This is a genomic window from Enterobacter cloacae complex sp. P2B, from assembly GCF_014895985.1.
In the GTDB taxonomy this organism is placed as follows: domain Bacteria; phylum Pseudomonadota; class Gammaproteobacteria; order Enterobacterales; family Enterobacteriaceae; genus Enterobacter; species Enterobacter bugandensis.
This window is the reverse complement of sequence record NZ_JADBQQ010000013.1, coordinates 298-17,976: the sequence shown is the minus strand read 5'-3', so window position 1 is coordinate 17,976 and position 17,679 is coordinate 298. Positions and strand designations below refer to the sequence as shown.

The 17,679-nt window shown below is 57.1% G+C and carries 14 protein-coding genes and 1 CRISPR repeat array; of the genes, 7 read left to right on the top strand and 7 right to left on the bottom strand.

Annotated elements, in window-relative coordinates; genetic code table 11:
* Window positions 1-5: 5 nt before the first annotated feature.
* Window positions 6-1,724, bottom strand: coding sequence for a ubiquinone-dependent pyruvate dehydrogenase (gene poxB, locus IM313_RS12975; protein ID WP_028012539.1), 1,719 nt, complete (start codon window positions 1,722-1,724; stop codon window positions 6-8).
* 151 nt (window positions 1,725-1,875) lie between these two features.
* Here poxB and IM313_RS12970 point away from each other — a divergent pair, with 151 nt between their 5' ends.
* Window positions 1,876-2,310 (top strand): DoxX family protein, encoded by a 435-nt coding sequence (locus tag IM313_RS12970; protein WP_192970846.1) that lies wholly within the window; start codon window positions 1,876-1,878, stop codon window positions 2,308-2,310.
* A 274-nt stretch (window positions 2,311-2,584) separates the two neighbouring features.
* Here the strand turns inward: IM313_RS12970 and hcr are convergent, their stop codons facing one another.
* From hcr to aqpZ, 4 genes are all read right to left on the bottom strand, one after another.
* A complete protein-coding gene (hcr, locus tag IM313_RS12965; RefSeq protein WP_028012541.1) occupies window positions 2,585-3,553 on the bottom strand; it encodes an NADH oxidoreductase in 969 nt (322 codons plus the stop codon).
* Window positions 3,554-3,563: 10 nt separating this feature from the next.
* The gene (gene hcp, locus IM313_RS12960) at window positions 3,564-5,216 is read right to left on the bottom strand and encodes a hydroxylamine reductase (protein WP_048999359.1); all 1,653 of its coding nucleotides are present in this window, start codon (window positions 5,214-5,216) and stop codon (window positions 3,564-3,566) included.
* Window positions 5,217-5,360: 144 nt separating this feature from the next.
* Window positions 5,361-6,260: a lysine exporter LysO family protein gene (locus IM313_RS12955; protein ID WP_028012543.1), complete on the bottom strand. Its 900-nt coding sequence runs from the start codon at window positions 6,258-6,260 to the stop codon at window positions 5,361-5,363.
* Window positions 6,261-6,441: 181 nt separating this feature from the next.
* Window positions 6,442-7,137: an aquaporin Z gene (aqpZ, locus tag IM313_RS12950; RefSeq protein WP_028012545.1), complete on the bottom strand. Its 696-nt coding sequence runs from the start codon at window positions 7,135-7,137 to the stop codon at window positions 6,442-6,444.
* A gap of 291 nt (window positions 7,138-7,428) precedes the next feature.
* Here aqpZ and IM313_RS12945 point away from each other — a divergent pair, with 291 nt between their 5' ends.
* Entirely contained in the window at window positions 7,429-9,087 is a 1,659-nt protein-coding gene (locus IM313_RS12945; RefSeq protein ID WP_041910643.1) for an ATP-dependent endonuclease, read from the top strand.
* On the opposite strand, the gene IM313_RS12940 is transcribed toward IM313_RS12945, so the two are convergent.
* Window positions 9,084-10,040, bottom strand: coding sequence for a VirK/YbjX family protein (locus IM313_RS12940; protein ID WP_047368198.1), 957 nt, complete (start codon window positions 10,038-10,040; stop codon window positions 9,084-9,086). The two genes, IM313_RS12945 and IM313_RS12940, sit on opposite strands and share 4 nt — an antisense overlap.
* Window positions 10,041-10,199: 159 nt before the next feature.
* Between IM313_RS12940 and macA the strand changes: the two genes are divergently transcribed.
* Together macA and macB are read left to right on the top strand one after the other, a co-directional pair.
* The gene (macA, locus tag IM313_RS12935; protein WP_028012548.1) at window positions 10,200-11,315 is read left to right on the top strand and encodes a macrolide transporter subunit MacA; all 1,116 of its coding nucleotides are present in this window, start codon (window positions 10,200-10,202) and stop codon (window positions 11,313-11,315) included.
* The gene (gene macB / locus IM313_RS12930) at window positions 11,312-13,252 is read left to right on the top strand and encodes a macrolide ABC transporter ATP-binding protein/permease MacB (RefSeq protein ID WP_192970848.1); all 1,941 of its coding nucleotides are present in this window, start codon (window positions 11,312-11,314) and stop codon (window positions 13,250-13,252) included. Before macA ends, macB begins: the two co-directional genes overlap by 4 nt.
* 70 nt (window positions 13,253-13,322) lie before the next feature.
* On the opposite strand, the gene cspD is transcribed toward macB, so the two are convergent.
* Window positions 13,323-13,544, bottom strand: a complete 222-nt coding sequence (cspD, locus tag IM313_RS12925; RefSeq protein WP_006809408.1) for a cold shock-like protein CspD — start codon at window positions 13,542-13,544, stop codon at window positions 13,323-13,325.
* Window positions 13,545-13,811: 267 nt separating this feature from the next.
* Here cspD and clpS point away from each other — a divergent pair, with 267 nt between their 5' ends.
* The 3 genes from clpS (at window position 13,812) to IM313_RS12910 (ending at window position 17,127) form a co-directional block, all read left to right on the top strand.
* Window positions 13,812-14,132, top strand: a complete 321-nt coding sequence (gene clpS / locus IM313_RS12920; RefSeq protein WP_006174393.1) for an ATP-dependent Clp protease adapter ClpS — start codon at window positions 13,812-13,814, stop codon at window positions 14,130-14,132.
* A 27-nt stretch (window positions 14,133-14,159) separates the two neighbouring features.
* Window positions 14,160-16,439 carry an ATP-dependent Clp protease ATP-binding subunit ClpA gene (clpA, locus tag IM313_RS12915; RefSeq protein WP_028012550.1) on the top strand — a complete coding sequence of 760 codons (2,280 nt, stop codon included), beginning with the start codon at window positions 14,160-14,162 and terminating at the stop codon, window positions 16,437-16,439.
* 247 nt (window positions 16,440-16,686) lie between these two features.
* The gene (locus IM313_RS12910) at window positions 16,687-17,127 is read left to right on the top strand and encodes a hypothetical protein (RefSeq protein ID WP_049136603.1); all 441 of its coding nucleotides are present in this window, start codon (window positions 16,687-16,689) and stop codon (window positions 17,125-17,127) included.
* Window positions 17,128-17,302: 175 nt separating this feature from the next.
* Window positions 17,303-17,630: direct repeats of the CRISPR family, unit length 28 nt; unit sequence GTTCACTGCCGTACAGGCAGCTTAGAAA.
* Window positions 17,631-17,679 lie beyond the last annotated feature (49 nt).

Genomic DNA, 17,679 nt, shown 5'->3' with positions numbered 1-17,679 from the left:
ACGTTTTACCTGAGCCAGTTGGTTTTTGCCAGTTCGATCACTTCGTCACCGCGCCCGCTGATGATGGCGCGCAGCATGTAGAGGCTAAAACCTTTGGCCTGTTCCAGCTTGATCTGCGGCGGGATCGCCAGCTCTTCTTTGGCGACGACGACGTCAACCAGTACCGGACCGTCGATGGAGAAGGCGCGCTGCAGGGCTTCATCCACCTCTGAGGCTTTCTCGACGCGGATGCCGGTGATGCCGCAGGCCTCGGCGATGCGGGCAAAGTTGGTGTCGTGCAGCTCGGTGCCGTCTGTCAGATAGCCGCCGGCCTTCATCTCCATCGCCACGAAGCCCAGCACGCTGTTGTTAAAGACCACGATTTTCAGCGGAAGCTTCATCTGCACCACCGACAGGAAATCCCCCATCAGCATGCTGAACCCGCCGTCGCCGCACATCGCCACGACCTGACGCTCCGGTGCCGTCGCTTTTGCCCCCAGCGCCTGCGGCATGGCGTTGGCCATCGAGCCGTGGTTGAACGAGCCGAGCAGGCGACGTTTGCCGTTCATCTTCAGGTAGCGCGCCGCCCAGACGGTGGGCGTGCCGACGTCGCAGGTAAAAATAGCGTCGTCGTCCGCAAAATGGCTGATCTGCTGCGCCAGATACTGCGGATGAATGGCTTTGTCGCTCGGTTTGGCGAGGTCGTCCAGCCCCTTGCGCGCGTCGCGGTAGTCGCTCAACGCCTTATCAAGGAATTTGCGGTCGGTTTTCTCTTCCAGCAGCGGCAGCAGGGCGGCAAGGGTGGATTTAATATCGCCGATAAGCGCCATATCGACCTTGCTGTGCGCGCCGATGCTGGCCGGGTTGATATCAATCTGAATGATTTTGGCATCCGTCGGATAGAACGCGCGGTACGGGAACTGGGTGCCGAGCAGGATCAGCGTGTCGGCGTTCATCATGGTGTGGAAGCCGGAAGAAAAACCGATCAGCCCGGTCATGCCCACATCGTACGGGTTATCGTATTCGACGTGCTCTTTGCCGCGCAGGGCGTGGACGATGGGCGCTTTGAGCTTACCGGCAAATTCCAGCAGCTCTTTATGCGCGCCCGCACAGCCGCTGCCGCACATCAGGGCGATATTGCTGGAGTAGCGCAGCAGCTGCGCCAGCTTTTTCAGCTCCTCTTCGGCTGGCGTCACCACCGGCTGCGGGGCGTGATACCAGTGGGTGCTGGCCCCTTCAGGCGCAGCCTTGAGCGCCACGTCTCCCGGGATAACGACCACGGAAACGCCACGGTTTAGTACGGCTTTGCGCATGGCGATCGCCAGCACCTGCGGGATCTGCTCCGGGGATGAAACCAGCTCACAGTAGTGGCTGCATTCACGGAACAGCTCCTGCGGATGCGTCTCCTGAAAATAGCCGCTGCCGATTTCGGAAGAGGGGATATGGGCGGCAATCGCCAGCACCGGCACGTGGTTACGGTGACAGTCGAACAGGCCGTTGATCAGATGCAGGTTGCCAGGTCCGCACGAGCCTGCACACACGGCCAGTTCTCCTGTGAGCTGCGCTTCGGCACCGGCGGCGAAGGCAGCGACCTCCTCATGACGGGTCGGCATCCATTCGATGGTTTTCATCTTGTTCAGGCTGTCGCTAAGCCCGTTCAGGGAATCGCCGGTCACGCCCCAGATACGTTTTACGCCAGCCTGTTCGAGCGTTTTCGCTATATATGCAGCCACGGTTTGTTTCATGGTTGTCCGTCTCCTTTTTGTGATATCGCTTACAAGCTTAGAAGAAAGTCACTGTATTGCCCGTCAAATCCCCCCATTTAAAAGGTGCTTTTCACGCGCAACGCTTCGGCATAATCTGGTGATGTCTCAGTGAAAACAGGAATCATTTCAAATGGTTAAATCATTGTTAATTGCTGTTAATGAAAAGTTATCGTACGACGATCTAGGCAAACTCTTGTTACGACTTGCCGTCGGTGGGCTGATGCTTTTTCACGGTTTGCATAAGCTGTTTGGCGGCGTGGGCTTTATCAGCGGCATGCTTGTGGAGAAAGGGCTGCCGGGATTTATTGCCTACGGCGTGTTGGTTGGCGAAGTGGTGGCACCGATCCTGATTATTGTCGGGCTCTTTACGCGCCCGGCCGCGCTGGTGCTGGCGTTAACGATGATCGTGGCATGGCTGATGGTGGGAATGGGTGAAACGTTCGCGCTCGATAAGGTTGGGGCATGGGCGATTGAAAGTCTGGTGTACTTCTTTGTTGGCTCGCTGGCGGTGGCGTGTTTAGGGGCAGGGCGGTTTGCGTTAGGGAAAGCGCCTGCGTGGCAATAAAGCTGGGTACTGAAAATATAAGGGTCTCTGGCCTCTTTTTATTGGTGGTTTTTAACTCTTTGATTTTATTAAGCGGAATTATTTGTGATGAAAAAGGGTTTAAGGGGTATTTTTTAGGGGAATTCTTTATCTGACAAGGTGATAGGTGTAGATTGTTCCAGTTCACTGCCGTACAGGCAGCATGCACAACGTAGGCCGGGTAAACGCAGTGCCACCCGGCAAAAAAGCCCGGTGGCGCTGACGCTTACCGGGCCTACGATCGAACGTTTATTGCTTATGCGAGGACCAAATCCCCCTGCGGATGGCACGAGCACGCCAGCACGTAACCCTCGGCAATTTCCGCGTCGGACAGCGTCATGGTGCTGGTGACGGTATATTCCCCGGAAACCACTTTCGTTTTACAGCAGCCGCACACGCCCGCACGGCAGGCCGCGACTACCGGCACCTTGTTGCTTTCCAGCGCTTCCAGCAGCGTGGTGCCCACGCGGCCAAAGAAGGTCTGTGCGGGCTGCAGTTTGGTGAACTGAATCCCGCTGGTTGCCGCTTCCGCCACCGGCGTGAAGAACTGCTCTTTGAAGAAGCGGGTCACGCCAAGCGCTCTAACTTCTTTCTCCACGATATCCATGTACGGCGCCGGGCCGCAGGTCATCACGGTACGGTTCGCAATGTCCGGCACGCTTTGCAGCAGCTCGCGGCTCAGGCGACCGGGCACAAAACCGTGGGTCGCGTTGTGTTCCGCCACCAGCGTCACCGGATAATCACGCCACTCCTCGGCAAAAATCACATCTTCCGGAGAGCGCACGCTGAAGATCGTCTGCACGTCGGCCTGCGGGCGGTTCTTCGCCAGCCAGCGGCGCATCGACATGATCGGCGTTACGCCGCAGCCCGCCGCCAGCAGCAGGAATTTATCGTCTGCCTTGTCGTCACAGGTGAAATCCCCCTGCGCGTCAGACAGCCAGATGTAATCTCCGCGCTTCACGTCACGGGTCAGCCACTGAGAACCTGCGCCGTCATCAATGCGGCGGATAGTGAGCGTAATGTACTCGCTCACGCCCGGCGTGGAGGAGATCGTATAGGCGCGAAGCGTGTCCGCCGAGTTGCGAACGCTGACCAGCGCATACTGGCCCGCACGGTACGGATAGTAGTCGTGGCAGAGCAGCGACAGCGTCCACACATCCGGCGTCTCCTGATGGATGTGATGAACCTGCATCCGCCACGGACATTGTGAAGTTGGCATGGTCATGAATCGCTCCTTACGCGCTCAGCAGTTGTTTCATATCATCTTCAACGTTGGTCACGGAACGCAGACCGAATTTTTCATTGAGCACCGCCAGCAGGTCCGGCGTCAGGAAGCCTGGCGCGGTCGGGCCGGTTACGATGTTGGTTACGCCCAAAGAGAGCAGGGTGAGCAGGATGACAATCGCTTTCTGCTCAAACCAGGAGAGCACCAGCGAGAGCGGCAGGTCGTTGACGCCGCAGCCGAGTTTTTCCGCCAGCGTGACCGCCAGAATGATGGCCGAGTAAGCATCGTTGCACTGGCCTGCATCAATCAGGCGCGGCAGGCCTTCGATGTTGCCGAAGTCCAGCTTGTTGAAACGGTATTTACCGCACGCCAGGGTCAGGATCAGGCAATCATCCGGCACGCTGGTGGCGAAATCGGTAAAGTAGTTACGCTCGCCGCGCGCGCCGTCGCATCCCCCAACGAGGAAGATGTGGCGCAGCTTTTCACGGCTGACGAGGTCAATCAGAGAATCTGCCGCACCCAGCAGCGTTTCGCGACCGAAGCCAACGGTGATCAGATGTTCGATTTCGCTGTACGGGAAGCCCGCCATCTGCTGCGCCTGCTCGATAACCGGACCGAAATCGTCGCCTTCAAGGTGGCTCACGCCCGGCCAGCCGACGATGCTGCGGGTCCAGATGCGGTCGTCATACGCGCCCACGGTAGGGTCGATGATGCAGTTTGAGGTCATCACGATAGGGCCAGGGAAGCGGGCGAACTCTACCTGCTGATTTTGCCAGCCGCTGCCGTAGTTACCCACCAGATGCTTGAACTTGCGCAGTTCCGGGTAGCCGTGGGCGGGCAGCATTTCGCCGTGGGTATAGACGTTAACGCCGGTGCCTTCGGTCTGCTTCAGCAGGTTGTAGAGATCTTTCAGGTCGTGGCCGGAAATCAGGATGCATTTGCCTTCGGTCGCTTTGACGTTGACCTGCGTCGGGGTCGGATGACCGTAAGTGCTGGTTTCACCGGCATCCAGAATGCTCATGACCTTGAAGTTCATCTGGCCGATTTCCATTGCGCACTCGAGCAGGGCGTTCATGTCGGAAGGCCAGGTGCCGAGCCACGCCATAATTTTGTGGTACTGGGCGTAAATGTCGTTATCTGACTTCCCGAGAACGTGCGCGTGTTCCATATAGGCCGCTGCACCTTTCAGGCCGTACAGGCACAGCAGACGCAGGCCAAGGATGTTCTCGCCAATCGCCGCTTTGTCCTTATTAGGGGTAAATTCTGCGGCCTGGCGCTGTAGCTCGCCCAGGTCGTCGCTCACCAGCTGAAGCTCCGCCATTGGGTTGTCCACGCGGGCACTGGTATCGGCATTCAGGCACTGCGCTTTCAAAGCTTCGCGCAGGGCAATCGCTTCGCGGGCATAGCCGACGATGCGCGGAGAATCGAAGTTGACGTTAGTCAGCGTGGAGAAAAACGCGCGCGGCGCGAAGCTGTCGACGTAATGGTCGACGATGCCGTATTCACGGGCTTTGAAGGCCCAGGCGGAAAGACCATGCAGGGCGGCTATCAGCAGATCCTGCAGGTCTGATGTTTCTGCGGTTTTACCGCACATACCCTGCGCGTAAGAGCAGCCGTTGCCTGCCGGGGTACGGATGGTTTGTTCACATTGCACACAAAACATAATCACACCTGTAAAAGTTATATTTAATATACATGTTTAAGGGTATGCCTGTGCCAGAACGGTGAAAAGAGCTTTCTGCGACAAAATAGAGGGAGATTGATTTAGCGCAATTTTGGCGGCAGGAGCCCTACCGCCACAGAGGTATCAGGCAGAGAAAAACGCCATCAGGACGGGAACCAGCAGGCTCAAAATAAAGCCGTGAACGATGGCTGCGGGCACCATCTCCAGCCCGCCAGAACGCTGGAGGACCGGCAGGGTAAAGTCCATCGACGTGGCGCCGCACAGGCCCAGTGCCGTCGAGCGGCTGCGGCGAACCAGACCCGGGATCAGCATGATGGCAATCAGCTCTCGAGCCAGATCGTTAAAGAAGGCAGCGCTGCCGATCACCGGGCCGAAGGATTCGGTCAGCAGAATACCGGAGAGGGAGTACCAGCCAAACCCGGAGGCCATCGCCAGGCCGGTTTTCAGCGGCAGATCGAGAATAAAGGCATTAATCACGCCCGCGACCATTGAGCTGACGACAACCATAACGGCAACGATCATTCCCCGACGGTTCAGGACAATCTGTTTCAGCGTCATACCGTTATTTCGCAGCTGAATACCAATCAGGAACAGCAGGAAGATCAGGGTATATTCGCTGGCGTCCGTCGCGTGCTGCAAAAATGTCCATCCGGTAAGGCCCAGAAGAAATCCAAGCACCACGACGCCGCAGAGCTTTAATGATTCCAGCGCCATTGCAATTCGGGAGGGAAGCTTTTCCTGGTGGTGATTATTTTTCCACGGAATAGTGCGTTCCAGCCACAGCAGGGCGGCAATATTGCACAGCAAAATAACCACCACGGTGACCGCAGAATAATGCAGGATGGAAAGTAAATTTGTCGCCAGATTATCCAGGAAGGCCAGGCTGATCCCCATAAAGAACAGAATGACGTAAACAATCCAGCTGAGAAAACGGTTAATAAGCTTTAAGGCCGATTCATGACGCAGCGGAATAAGATAGCCCACAATCAGGGGCAGCAGAATAATGAGGAGTCCTGAAAACATGAACAGCCGGTCCTTTTGAGTTTCTGTTAAGCGCCAGAGACACTACCCAATAAAGGCTGTCAGGTAAAGGAGCAATAAAAAAGCCGGGTGGCGGCTGCGCCTTACCCGGCTTGTGTCTATGTGGGGGTGCGGCCTGTTGCCCTCACCCCGGCCCTCTCCCACGGGGAGAGGGAGGGAAAGATTAATCGCGTTTTTCCAGCAGAGTGCGGTACAGCACGCCGCCCAGAATACCGCCGACGATCGGCATCACCCAGAACAGCCACAGCTGTTCAAGCGCCCAGCCGCCCTGGAAAATGGCGACGGCGGTGCTGCGCGCCGGGTTAACGGAGGTGTTGGTCACCGGAATGGAGATCAGGTGGATCAGCGTCAGCGCCAGACCAATGGCGATGGGCGCGAAGCCTGCAGGCGCGTGTTTGTCGGTTGCACCGTGGATCACCAGCAGGAAGCCTGCGGTCAGTACAATTTCAATTACAATGGCAGAAAGCATGGAATAACCGCCCGGAGAGTGTTCGCCGAAGCCGTTAGAGGCGAAGCCGCTGGCCGCCGCGTCAAAGCCTGCTTTACCGCTGGCAATGACGTACAGCACGCCCGCCGCAATAATACCGCCAACCACCTGCGCCACGATGTAGCCAATAACCTCTTTCGCCGGGAAACGCCCGCCCGCCCATAAGCCTAATGTCACCGCCGGGTTAAAATGACCGCCGGAAATATGCCCCACGGCGAAAGCCATGGTTAATACGGTTAAGCCAAATGCCAGCGCGACGCCGACAAAACCAATACCTAATTCCGGGAATGCTGCTGCCAGAACGGCGCTACCGCAGCCACCAAATACCAGCCAGAATGTACCAAAGCATTCTGCTGCCAATTTTCTAAACATAACCACCTCAAAATAATTTTCCACGCGTTTTCCCGCGCGCGGGATATATCGCCATAAAGGGATGACGACTCAAAGAGCCCGTATTTTAAAAACCAACAACATCCCTTCGCCACTTAAATAAATTCGGTTAATTTGATTTAAGGCAATGTGATGTCAATCCTTGTTCAAATCAGCGGTAAATAGAGCATAGTTCAAATCCCGCAAGGGTGAATGTTCTGCTGTCGTGCCAGGGTTCCTGCCGCTATACTGCTGATAACTTAAAGGAAAAAGTGATCATTTCGCGGGGGATCTATGCTTCTCGAACGTGTGGAAATTGTCGGGTTTCGCGGTATTAACCGCCTGTCGCTGCAGCTGGAGCAGAACAACGTCCTGATCGGCGAGAACGCGTGGGGTAAGTCCAGCCTGCTTGATGCGCTGACGCTGCTGCTTTCACCCGAAGACAAGCTGTATCACTTCGTCCACGATGATTTCTGGTTCCCGCCCGGCGATATCGCGGGCCGCGAGAAGCACCTGCATATCATCCTGACGTTCCGTGAATCCGAACCCGGCCGTCACCGCGTGCGTCGCTTCCGCCCGCTGTCGCCCTGCTGGGTGCCCTGCGACGACGGTTTCCACCGGATTTTCTATCGGCTGGAAGGTGAGATGGCGGAAAACGAGGGGGTACTGACCCTGCGTGAATTCCTCGATGAGAAAGCCAACCCGATTCCGCTGGAGAATATCGACGATCTGGCGCGTCACCTTATCCGCCTGACGCCGGTGTTACGCCTGCGCGATGCGCGCTTTATGCGCCGTATTCGTAACGGCACCGTACCGAATATGCCGGAGGTGGAAGTCACCGCCCGCGAGCTGGATTTCCTGGCGCGAGAGCTGGTGTCGCGTCCGCAAAACCTCACCGATGGTCAAATTCGTCAGGGGCTGTCGGCGATGGTGCAACTGCTGGAGCACTATTTTTCCGAGCAGGGCACCTCGGAGTCGCGCCATCGTTTGATGCGCCGCCGTTCTCATGATGAACAGCGCAGCTGGCGCTATCTCGACATCATCAACCGGATGATCGACCGGCCCGGCGGGCGTACCCATCGGGTGATTTTGCTGGGGCTGTTTTCAACGCTTCTGCAGGCGAAGGGCACCGTGCGTCTTGACCGGGATGCCCGCCCGCTGCTGCTGGTGGAAGATCCGGAAACGCGCCTGCACCCCATCATGCTCTCCGTGGCGTGGCACCTGCTGAATCTGCTGCCGCTCCAGCGGATTACCACCACCAACTCCGGTGAGCTGCTATCGCTGACGCCGGTGGAGCACATCTGCCGTCTGGTGCGCGAGTCCTCCCGCGTATCCGCGTACCGCCTCGGGCCCGGCGGGATGAACGCCGAAGACGGGCGGCGAATCGCGTTTCATATACGCTTTAATCGCGCCTCGTCGCTCTTCGCCCGCTGCTGGCTGCTGGTGGAGGGGGAAACGGAGACCTGGGTCATCAACGAACTGGCGCGCCAGTGCGGCCACCATTTTGATGCCGAAGGTATTAAGGTGATCGAATTTGCCCAGTCGGGATTAAAACCGCTGATAAAATTTGCCCGCCGAATGGGAATTGAATGGCATGTGCTGGTGGACGGCGACGAAGCGGGGAAAAAATATGCCTCAACCGTGCGCAGCCTGCTGAACAACGAGCGGGAAGAAGAACGGGACCATTTAACGATGCTGCCCGCGATGGACATGGAGCATTTTATGTACCGTCAGGGCTTTGACGATGTATTCCACCGCATTGCGATGGTGCCGGTCGACGTCCCGATGAACATGCGGCGCGTGATCGCCAAAGCTATTCACCGTTCGTCGAAACCGGACTTAGCCATTGAAGTGGCGACGGAAGCGGGAAGGCGGGGCGTAGAGGCGGTTCCGACCCTGCTGCGGAAAATGTTCTCCCGCGTGCTGTGGCTGGCACGCGGAAGGGCGGATTAACGTTCGGTCGCCTGTTTCACCTGCTGAATCAGGCTATCCAGCAGCGCGTAGCGGCGACGGTATTCGGCGCGTTTTTTGCTCGCGATCTCTTCCACGGGTTTACGCGGCATGGCAAGCGGCAGCATAAAGTGGCCGCTCTCCTGTTTTTCCCCACCGAGGGAACTCCAGAAGCCGTCGTAATCGGCCAGCAGTTTTCCCTCTTTTTTCTTGCGGTAGCGCCAGCTGCGATAAATATGGGTGGCATTACTGACGGCAACAATCTGCACGACCGGGAATGCGGCGCCGAACGTCATGGCGGCTTCAACCAGCAGGCGTTTCGGGAACAGACCGTGGCAGGCCTTCGTCGCTTTCTGGATCAGCTCATGGGGAACATGCGCTTTCGCGCCCTGCAAACCGCCGATGAACAGCGTCGATTTACCTTCAAACTGGCAGAGCGTAAAGGTTAGCTCCGCCAGCACCGTATTCTGAACGTCGCAGAAGGTGAGGGTGGCCTCTCCCTCTTTATCCAGGAACGCATCGGCACACAGGCGGACGGTAAATTGCTGTTCATCTTTCCCGGTTAAGGTCAGCAGCGTAGTCCCCTGCGTCGAAAGATAGCCCTTCAGGAGCGTGGCCGGGAGCTGGCGGCTCATGGCCTGATAGTGCCAGTTCAGGGATTCCAGCGCGTGCTGGCGATCCATCTTCACCGTCAGCCAGGGACGATGAAGCCGACACGGCAGACCGGGCTGCACCTGCAGCATCTGCATCAGACGCGGCTGCTTAGCGAGGTTTGTTAACAGGCGAGAGGTGCTCACGGGCGTCGCCAGAGAACGCAGCATGAACTTACGGCGATAGGCGGGGTTCTGCCATGCAAGGCCGGGCGCGATCTTGCCGAACGCCAGGTTTTTGAAGAGCTGCCAGCCGGATGTCGGCTGCGTCAGGTTTGGAAGAGGTGTATCGACGATAGAAGACATGATAAATCCTGAGTCTTTTGGAATACCGCTATTTCAGCAGGGGAAATATCAACGTCTTGTAAACAAATTAGGGTGATTTCGGAGAACAGGGGTTTCGTTAAGGAGTCGTTTAGATAGAATCAACGTTTATTATTGCCAGAACATTTATTTGGAATATTTATGAACCTCAAGGGAAAACGCAGAACGCTGTTTCTGCTGCTGGCGCTGGTGATTGTAGCCGGTGGATTCTGGTTATGGCAGGTGCTTAACGCGCCTGTGCCGCAGTACCAGACGCTGATCGTTCGTCCGGGTGAACTGCAGCAAAATGTCCTTGCGACGGGCAAACTTGATGCGCTGCGCAAAGTTGACGTCGGCGCTCAGGTCAGCGGCCAGCTGAAAACGCTGTCGGTAGAGATTGGCGACAAGGTGAAAAAAGGCCAGTTGCTTGGCGTTATCGATCCCGAGCAGGCTGAGAACCAGATCCGCGAAGTGGAAGCGACGCTGATGGAGCTGCGCGCGCAGCGTGCGCAGGCGCAGGCAGAGCGTAACCTGGCGCAGGTGACGCTGACCCGCCAGCAGGCGCTGGCGAAAACCCAGGCTATCTCGAAACAGGATTTAGACACCGCCGCGACTGAACTGGCGGTGAAACAGGCGCAGATTGGCACGATCGACGCGCAAATCAAGCGTAATCAGGCCTCGCTGGATACGGCGAAAACCAATCTTGATTACACAAAGATCGTCGCGCCGATGGCCGGGGAAGTGACGCAAATTACCACGCTGCAGGGCCAGACGGTGATTGCCGCCCAGCAGGCGCCAAATATTCTGACGCTGGCGGACATGAGCACCATGCTGGTGAAGGCCCAGGTCTCCGAGGCGGACGTGATCCATCTTAAGCCGGGTCAGAATGCCTGGTTTACCGTACTCGGCGATCCGCAGACCCGCTACGAAGGCGTGCTGAAAGACATTCTGCCGACGCCGGAAAAGGTTAACGACGCCATTTTCTACTATGCGCGTTTTGAAGTGCCAAACCCGAAGGGCGTGCTGCGCCTGGACATGACCGCGCAGGTGCACATCCAGCTGACCGGCGTGAAGAACGTGCTGACCGTTCCGCTCTCCGCGCTGGGTGAATCCGCCGGGGACAATCGCTACAAGGTGAAAGTGCTGCGCAACGGTGAAACGCGCGAGCGCGAGGTGGTGATTGGCGCGCGCAACGACACCGACGTGGTGGTGGAGAAAGGGCTGGAAGAGGGCGAGGAGGTTGTTATCAGCGAAAGCCTGCCCGGAGCCGCTAAATGACCGCGCTGCTTGAGCTGAAGCACATTCGTCGCAGCTATCCGTCCGGCGACGGCCCGGTAGAGGTGCTGAAAGGCATCTCCCTGAGCGTGGAGGCGGGCGAGATGGTAGCGATTGTCGGGGCATCGGGCTCCGGTAAATCGACGCTGATGAACATTCTCGGCTGTCTGGATAAACCCACCAGCGGTACGTACCGCGTGGCCGGGACGGACGTCTCGACGCTGGACGGCGACGCGCTGGCGAAGCTGCGCCGGGAACACTTTGGCTTTATCTTCCAGCGTTACCACTTGCTCTCTCACCTGAGCGCGGCGCAGAACGTGGAGGTTCCCGCGGTGTATGCGGGCGTTGAGCGGAAGAAACGCCTTGAGCGCGCGAAGGCGCTGTTAACGCGTCTGGGGCTGGCGGAGCGGGTGGAGTACCAGCCGTCGCAGCTGTCCGGCGGCCAGCAGCAGCGCGTGAGTATTGCCCGCGCGCTGATGAACGGCGGGCAGGTGATCCTCGCGGATGAACCGACCGGGGCGCTCGACAGCCGCTCCGGCGAAGAGGTGATGGCGATCCTGCACCAGCTGCGCGATCAGGGTCACACGGTGATTATCGTTACCCACGATCCGCAGGTAGCGGCGCAGGCCGAACGGATTATAGAGATCCACGACGGCGAGCTGGTGAGCAACCCGCCGCCGCGTGAGTCCCGCGCGGCGGCACCGAAGGAAGCGCTGCCTGCGTCGACCGGCTGGGCGCAGTTCTCCAGCGGCTTTCGTGAAGCGCTGACCATGGCCTGGCTGGCGATGGCGGCCAACAAAATGCGCACCCTGCTGACCATGCTCGGCATCATTATCGGTATCGCCTCGGTGGTGTCGATTGTGGTGGTGGGCGACGCGGCCAAGCAGCTGGTGCTGGCGGATATCCGCGCCATCGGGACCAACACCATTGACGTTTATCCCGGCAAAGACTTCGGCGACGACGAGCCGCAGTATCAGCAGGCGCTCAAGTATGACGATCTGGCGGCGATTCAGAAGCAGCCGTGGGTGAACTCCGCCACGCCTGCGGTCTCGCAAAACCTGCGTCTGCGCTACGGCAACATCGACGTGGCGGCCAGCGCCAACGGCGTGAGCGGCGACTACTTCAACGTCTACGGCATGACCTTCAGCGAAGGGGCCACTTTCAACGCCGAGCAGCTGGCGGGGAGGGCGCAGGTGGTGGTGCTGGACGCCAACTCGCGCAGGCAGCTTTTCCCCAATAAAGCGAACGTGGTGGGCGAAGTGATCCTCGTCGGCAACATGCCTGCCACGGTCATTGGCGTGGCGGAAGAGAAGCAGTCGATGTTCGGCAGCAGCAAGATCCTGCGCGTCTGGCTGCCGTATACCACCATCTCCGGGCGGATTATGGGCCAGTCGTGGCTTAACTCCATCACCGTGCGCGTGAAGGAGGGCTACGACAGCGCGCTGGCGGAACAGCAGCTGGAACGGCTGTTAACGTTGCGCCACGGGAAGAAGGATTTCTTCACCTGGAATATGGACGGCCTCTTGAAAACGGCGGAAAAGACCACACGTACTCTTCAGCTGTTCCTGACGCTGGTGGCGGTGATCTCGCTGGTCGTTGGCGGTATCGGGGTGATGAACATCATGCTGGTGTCGGTAACTGAACGCACCCGGGAGATTGGCATCCGCATGGCGGTCGGGGCCAGGGCCAGCGACGTGCTTCAGCAGTTTTTAATTGAAGCGGTGCTGGTATGCCTGGTGGGCGGCGCGATGGGCATTGCGCTCTCGATGATGATTGCCTTTGCGCTCCAGCTCTTCTTACCCGGCTGGGAGATTGGCTTCTCGCCAATGGCGATACTCACCGCGTTTTTGTGTTCCACCTTTACCGGGATTTTGTTTGGCTGGCTGCCCGCGCGCAACGCGGCGCGGTTGGATCCGGTGGACGCGCTGGCTCGGGAATAACCCGAAAATAAAAATGCCAGCCGATCGGGCTGGCATTTTGACTGCGTGATGTACACAATAAAACAGAGAGCTATGCAACCGTTTCTGCTTCAACGGGTACGATTAGGCTTGCATGATTGCCTTTTGGTCCCTGGTGTACATCGAACCGGACGGACTGCCCGGCTTTGAGCGTCCTGTAACCATCCATCTGAATGGTGGAATAGTGAGCGAAGATATCTTCGCCGCCGCCTTCGGGGCAGATGAAGCCAAACCCCTTGGCGTTGTTGAACCACTTAACAGTACCCATTTCCATGCTTCGACATCCTTCGTAAATCTTATAAATTAAGATGGAATGAACCGGTGGTGGAGTGGGGGCTGTTCAAAACCTCGCCATCTCACGCTTGTACAATTTAGATAAACGAAAGACGTCGTCAAGCGTTTGGCGCTGGAGTTGGGACAATAATCAACCAAAGTTTGAAGCAGTTAACGCTATTGCAACAGTTTGTGACAGACATCGCGGATGACAGTAATAGATGATTGTTATCTAACATCTGAGGTAGATTCAAAGTGGTTATGCAAAATGGGTAAGACCAACGACTGGCTGGATTTTGACCAGCTGGCGGAAGATAAAGTGCGCGACGCGCTAAAACCGCCATCTATGTATAAAGTTATGTTAATGAACGATGATTACACGCCGATGGAATTTGTTATTGACGTGCTACAAAAGTTCTTTTCTTATGATGTAGAACGTGCAACGCAACTGATGCTTACCGTTCATTATCGTGGCAAAGCTATCTGCGGCATTTTTACCGCCGAAGTGGCGGAAACCAAAGTGGCGATGGTGAACGACTATGCGAGGGAGAACGAGCATCCGTTGCTGTGTACGCTGGAAAAGGCCTGATAAGGCATAAAATTGGGGGAGGTGCCTATGCTCAATCAAGAACTGGAACTCAGTTTAAACATGGCTTTCGCCAGAGCGCGTGAGCACCGACATGAGTTTATGACCGTCGAGCATTTACTGCTCGCACTGCTTAGCAACCCATCTGCCCGCGAAGCGCTGGAAGCCTGCTCCGTGGATCTGGTGGCGCTACGTCAGGAACTCGAAGCCTTCATCGAACAAACCACACCGGTGCTGCCAGCCAGTGAAGAGGAGCGCGACACGCAGCCGACGCTCAGCTTCCAGCGCGTGCTGCAGCGCGCGGTATTCCACGTCCAGTCTTCCGGACGTAGCGAAGTGACTGGCGCAAACGTCTTAGTCGCCATCTTCAGCGAGCAGGAGTCACAGGCTGCCTATCTGCTGCGCAAACACGAAGTCAGCCGCCTCGACGTGGTTAACTTTATTTCTCACGGAACGCGCAAAGACGAGCCTAACCAGGCATCGGATTCCAGCAATCAGGTCAATAACAATGAAGAGCAAGCAGGCGGGGAGGATCGTATGGAAAACTTCACCACCAACCTTAATCAGCTTGCTCGCGTTGGCGGCATCGACCCGCTGATTGGCCGCGATAAAGAGCTGGAGCGCGCGATTCAGGTGCTGTGCCGTCGCCGCAAGAACAACCCGCTACTGGTGGGCGAGTCAGGCGTGGGTAAAACGGCGATTGCCGAAGGTCTTGCCTGGCGCATTGTGCAGGGCGACGTGCCGGAAGTGATTGCCGACTGCACCATCTACTCGCTGGATATTGGCTCGCTGCTGGCGGGCACTAAATACCGCGGTGATTTTGAAAAACGCTTCAAGGCGCTGTTGAAACAGCTGGAGCAGGACACCAACAGCATCCTGTTTATCGATGAGATCCACACCATCATCGGCGCAGGTGCGGCCTCCGGTGGCCAGGTGGATGCGGCAAACCTGATCAAACCGCTGCTTTCAAGCGGCAAGATCCGCGTGATGGGCTCCACGACGTACCAGGAGTTCAGCAACATTTTTGAGAAAGATCGCGCGCTGGCGCGTCGTTTCCAGAAAATCGACGTCACCGAGCCGTCGGTTGACGAAACGGTGCAGATCATCAACGGCCTGAAAACCAAGTACGAAGCGCACCACGACGTGCGTTACACCGCGAAAGCGGTGCGTGCGGCGGTGGAGCTGGCGGTGAAATACATCAACGACCGTCACCTGCCGGATAAGGCGATTGACGTGATTGATGAGGCCGGGGCGCGTGCGCGCCTGATGCCGGCCAGCAAGCGTAAGAAAACCGTGAACGTGGCGGATATCGAGTCCGTGGTCGCCCGCATCGCGCGTATTCCTGAGAAGAGCGTTTCTCAGAGCGACCGCGATACGCTGCGCACCCTCGGCAATCGCCTGAAAATGCTGGTCTTTGGTCAGGATAAAGCCATTGAGGCCTTAACCGAAGCGATCAAGATGGCCCGTGCCGGCCTGGGGCATGACCACAAGCCCGTTGGTTCCTTCCTGTTTGCCGGCCCGACCGGCGTGGGGAAAACCGAGGTGACGGTTCAGCTCTCTAAGGCGCTGGGCATCGAGCTGCTGCGCTTTGATATGTCCGAGTATATGGAGCGTCACACCGTCAGCCGTTTGATTGGTGCACCTCCGGGCTACGTGGGCTTTGACCAGGGCGGCCTGCTCACCGACGCGGTGATCAAGCATCCGCATGCGGTCCTGCTGCTTGATGAAATCGAGAAAGCGCATCCGGACGTGTTCAACATCCTGTTGCAGGTGATGGACAACGGGACGCTGACCGATAACAACGGGCGCAAGGCGGACTTCCGCAACGTGGTGCTGGTGATGACCACTAACGCCGGGGTACGTGAAACCGAGCGCAAATCCATCGGCCTGATCCACCAGGATAACAGCACCGATGCGATGGAGGAGATCAAGAAGATCTTCACGCCGGAGTTCCGTAACCGTCTGGACAACATTATCTGGTTCGATCACCTGTCTACCGAGGTGATCCATCAGGTGGTGGATAAGTTCATCGTCGAGCTGCAGGTTCAACTGGATCAGAAAGGCGTCTCGCTGGAAGTGAGCCAGGAGGCCCGCAACTGGCTGGCCGAGAAAGGCTACGACCGCGCGATGGGGGCCCGTCCGATGGCGCGCGTGATTCAGGACAACCTGAAGAAACCGCTGGCGAACGAGCTTCTGTTTGGCTCGCTGGTGGACGGCGGTCAGGTGACCGTGGCGCTGGATCAGGCGAAGAACGAGCTGACGTACGATTTCCAGAGTGCGGCGAAGCACAAGCCGGAAGCGGCTCACTGAGTTGTAAGGTAGGTCTTAAAAACCGGGCTATAGCCCGGTTTTTTTATGCCTGCTTTTCTCCCTATCCCCGTGGGAGAGGGCAGCAGGCCGCAGAGGAATTTTGCGAGGCGCTTTCCAGTTTCTTTCGAAGTCAGTTGCTGGATAAATCCACAGTAATAAAATGGCGGCGCACCTGCAAAATCAGGTGCCGGGATTGGTGTCCTGAAAGTGTGTGCACAGATAATCTTGCGTGCATAAAGGATCACATATGACTAATATTAATAGCTTCGCCCAACTCTACACCGAACTCTCCCTCAACCCCGATCTCCCAACCCTTGCAGAGCGCTGCCAACTGCTCACCGAAATCCTGCTGGATTGCAAATCACTTCCGCAAACGCAGCCCGTTTGCCGTTGTCTCGGAGCCTACCTGGAAGAGGTGAAATCCGGCCTCACAGAATCAATGCGTGATTTTCAGGTGGTGGAATTTGAGGAAGAAGCGGAACAACCGCGACAAAAAGAGTGGTTGCTTGAAGATACAGAAACGAAGTGTGATTACTGCCGGGCGTTGAATCATGTGCTGCTGGTGTCGCATTTTGACCGCGACATGCTGCCGCTTCTTACAGGACTGCTCCATGACATCACGCATTCTATGGTTGCAGATGTCGTTGCGCCTCAACGTGCAGAAACGGTAGTTCACATTATTTCCTGAATGTAGTTTGTGACGTCCGAAGTAGGCCCCTGACGCCACCGGCTAGACCCTTTTTTTTTATGATTACGTAACCTTTTGATTTATATAATGCGAATTTACGTACCAGAAAAAAGGGTTTTATGCAGGAAGTTGATTATTTTCTTTTCTAACAATAAGATGGCGTAGTTTCCTTTCAGTTCACTGCCGTACAGGCAGCTTAGAAAACTGGCACCTGCCCCAGCATCCCAAAGATAGGGTTCACTGCCGTACAGGCAGCTTAGAAATGGCGCACAGAGGGCGAGGCGCACGGCTACCGGTTCACTGCCGTACAGGCAGCTTAGAAATGCGCGAAACCAGACCAGCGCACGCGGGACGGGTTCACTGCCGTACAGGCAGCTTAGAAAGTCCCGGCGGGGTTAGCCGGGATGGTCGCAGCGTTCACTGCCGTACAGGCAGCTTAGAAAAGGGCGATTTCAAACACGCGCTTATTCATCAGGTTCACTGCCGTACAGGCAGCTTAGAAAATGACGCTGGCAACCGCCTTGCCGTTGATCATGTTCACTGCCGTACAGG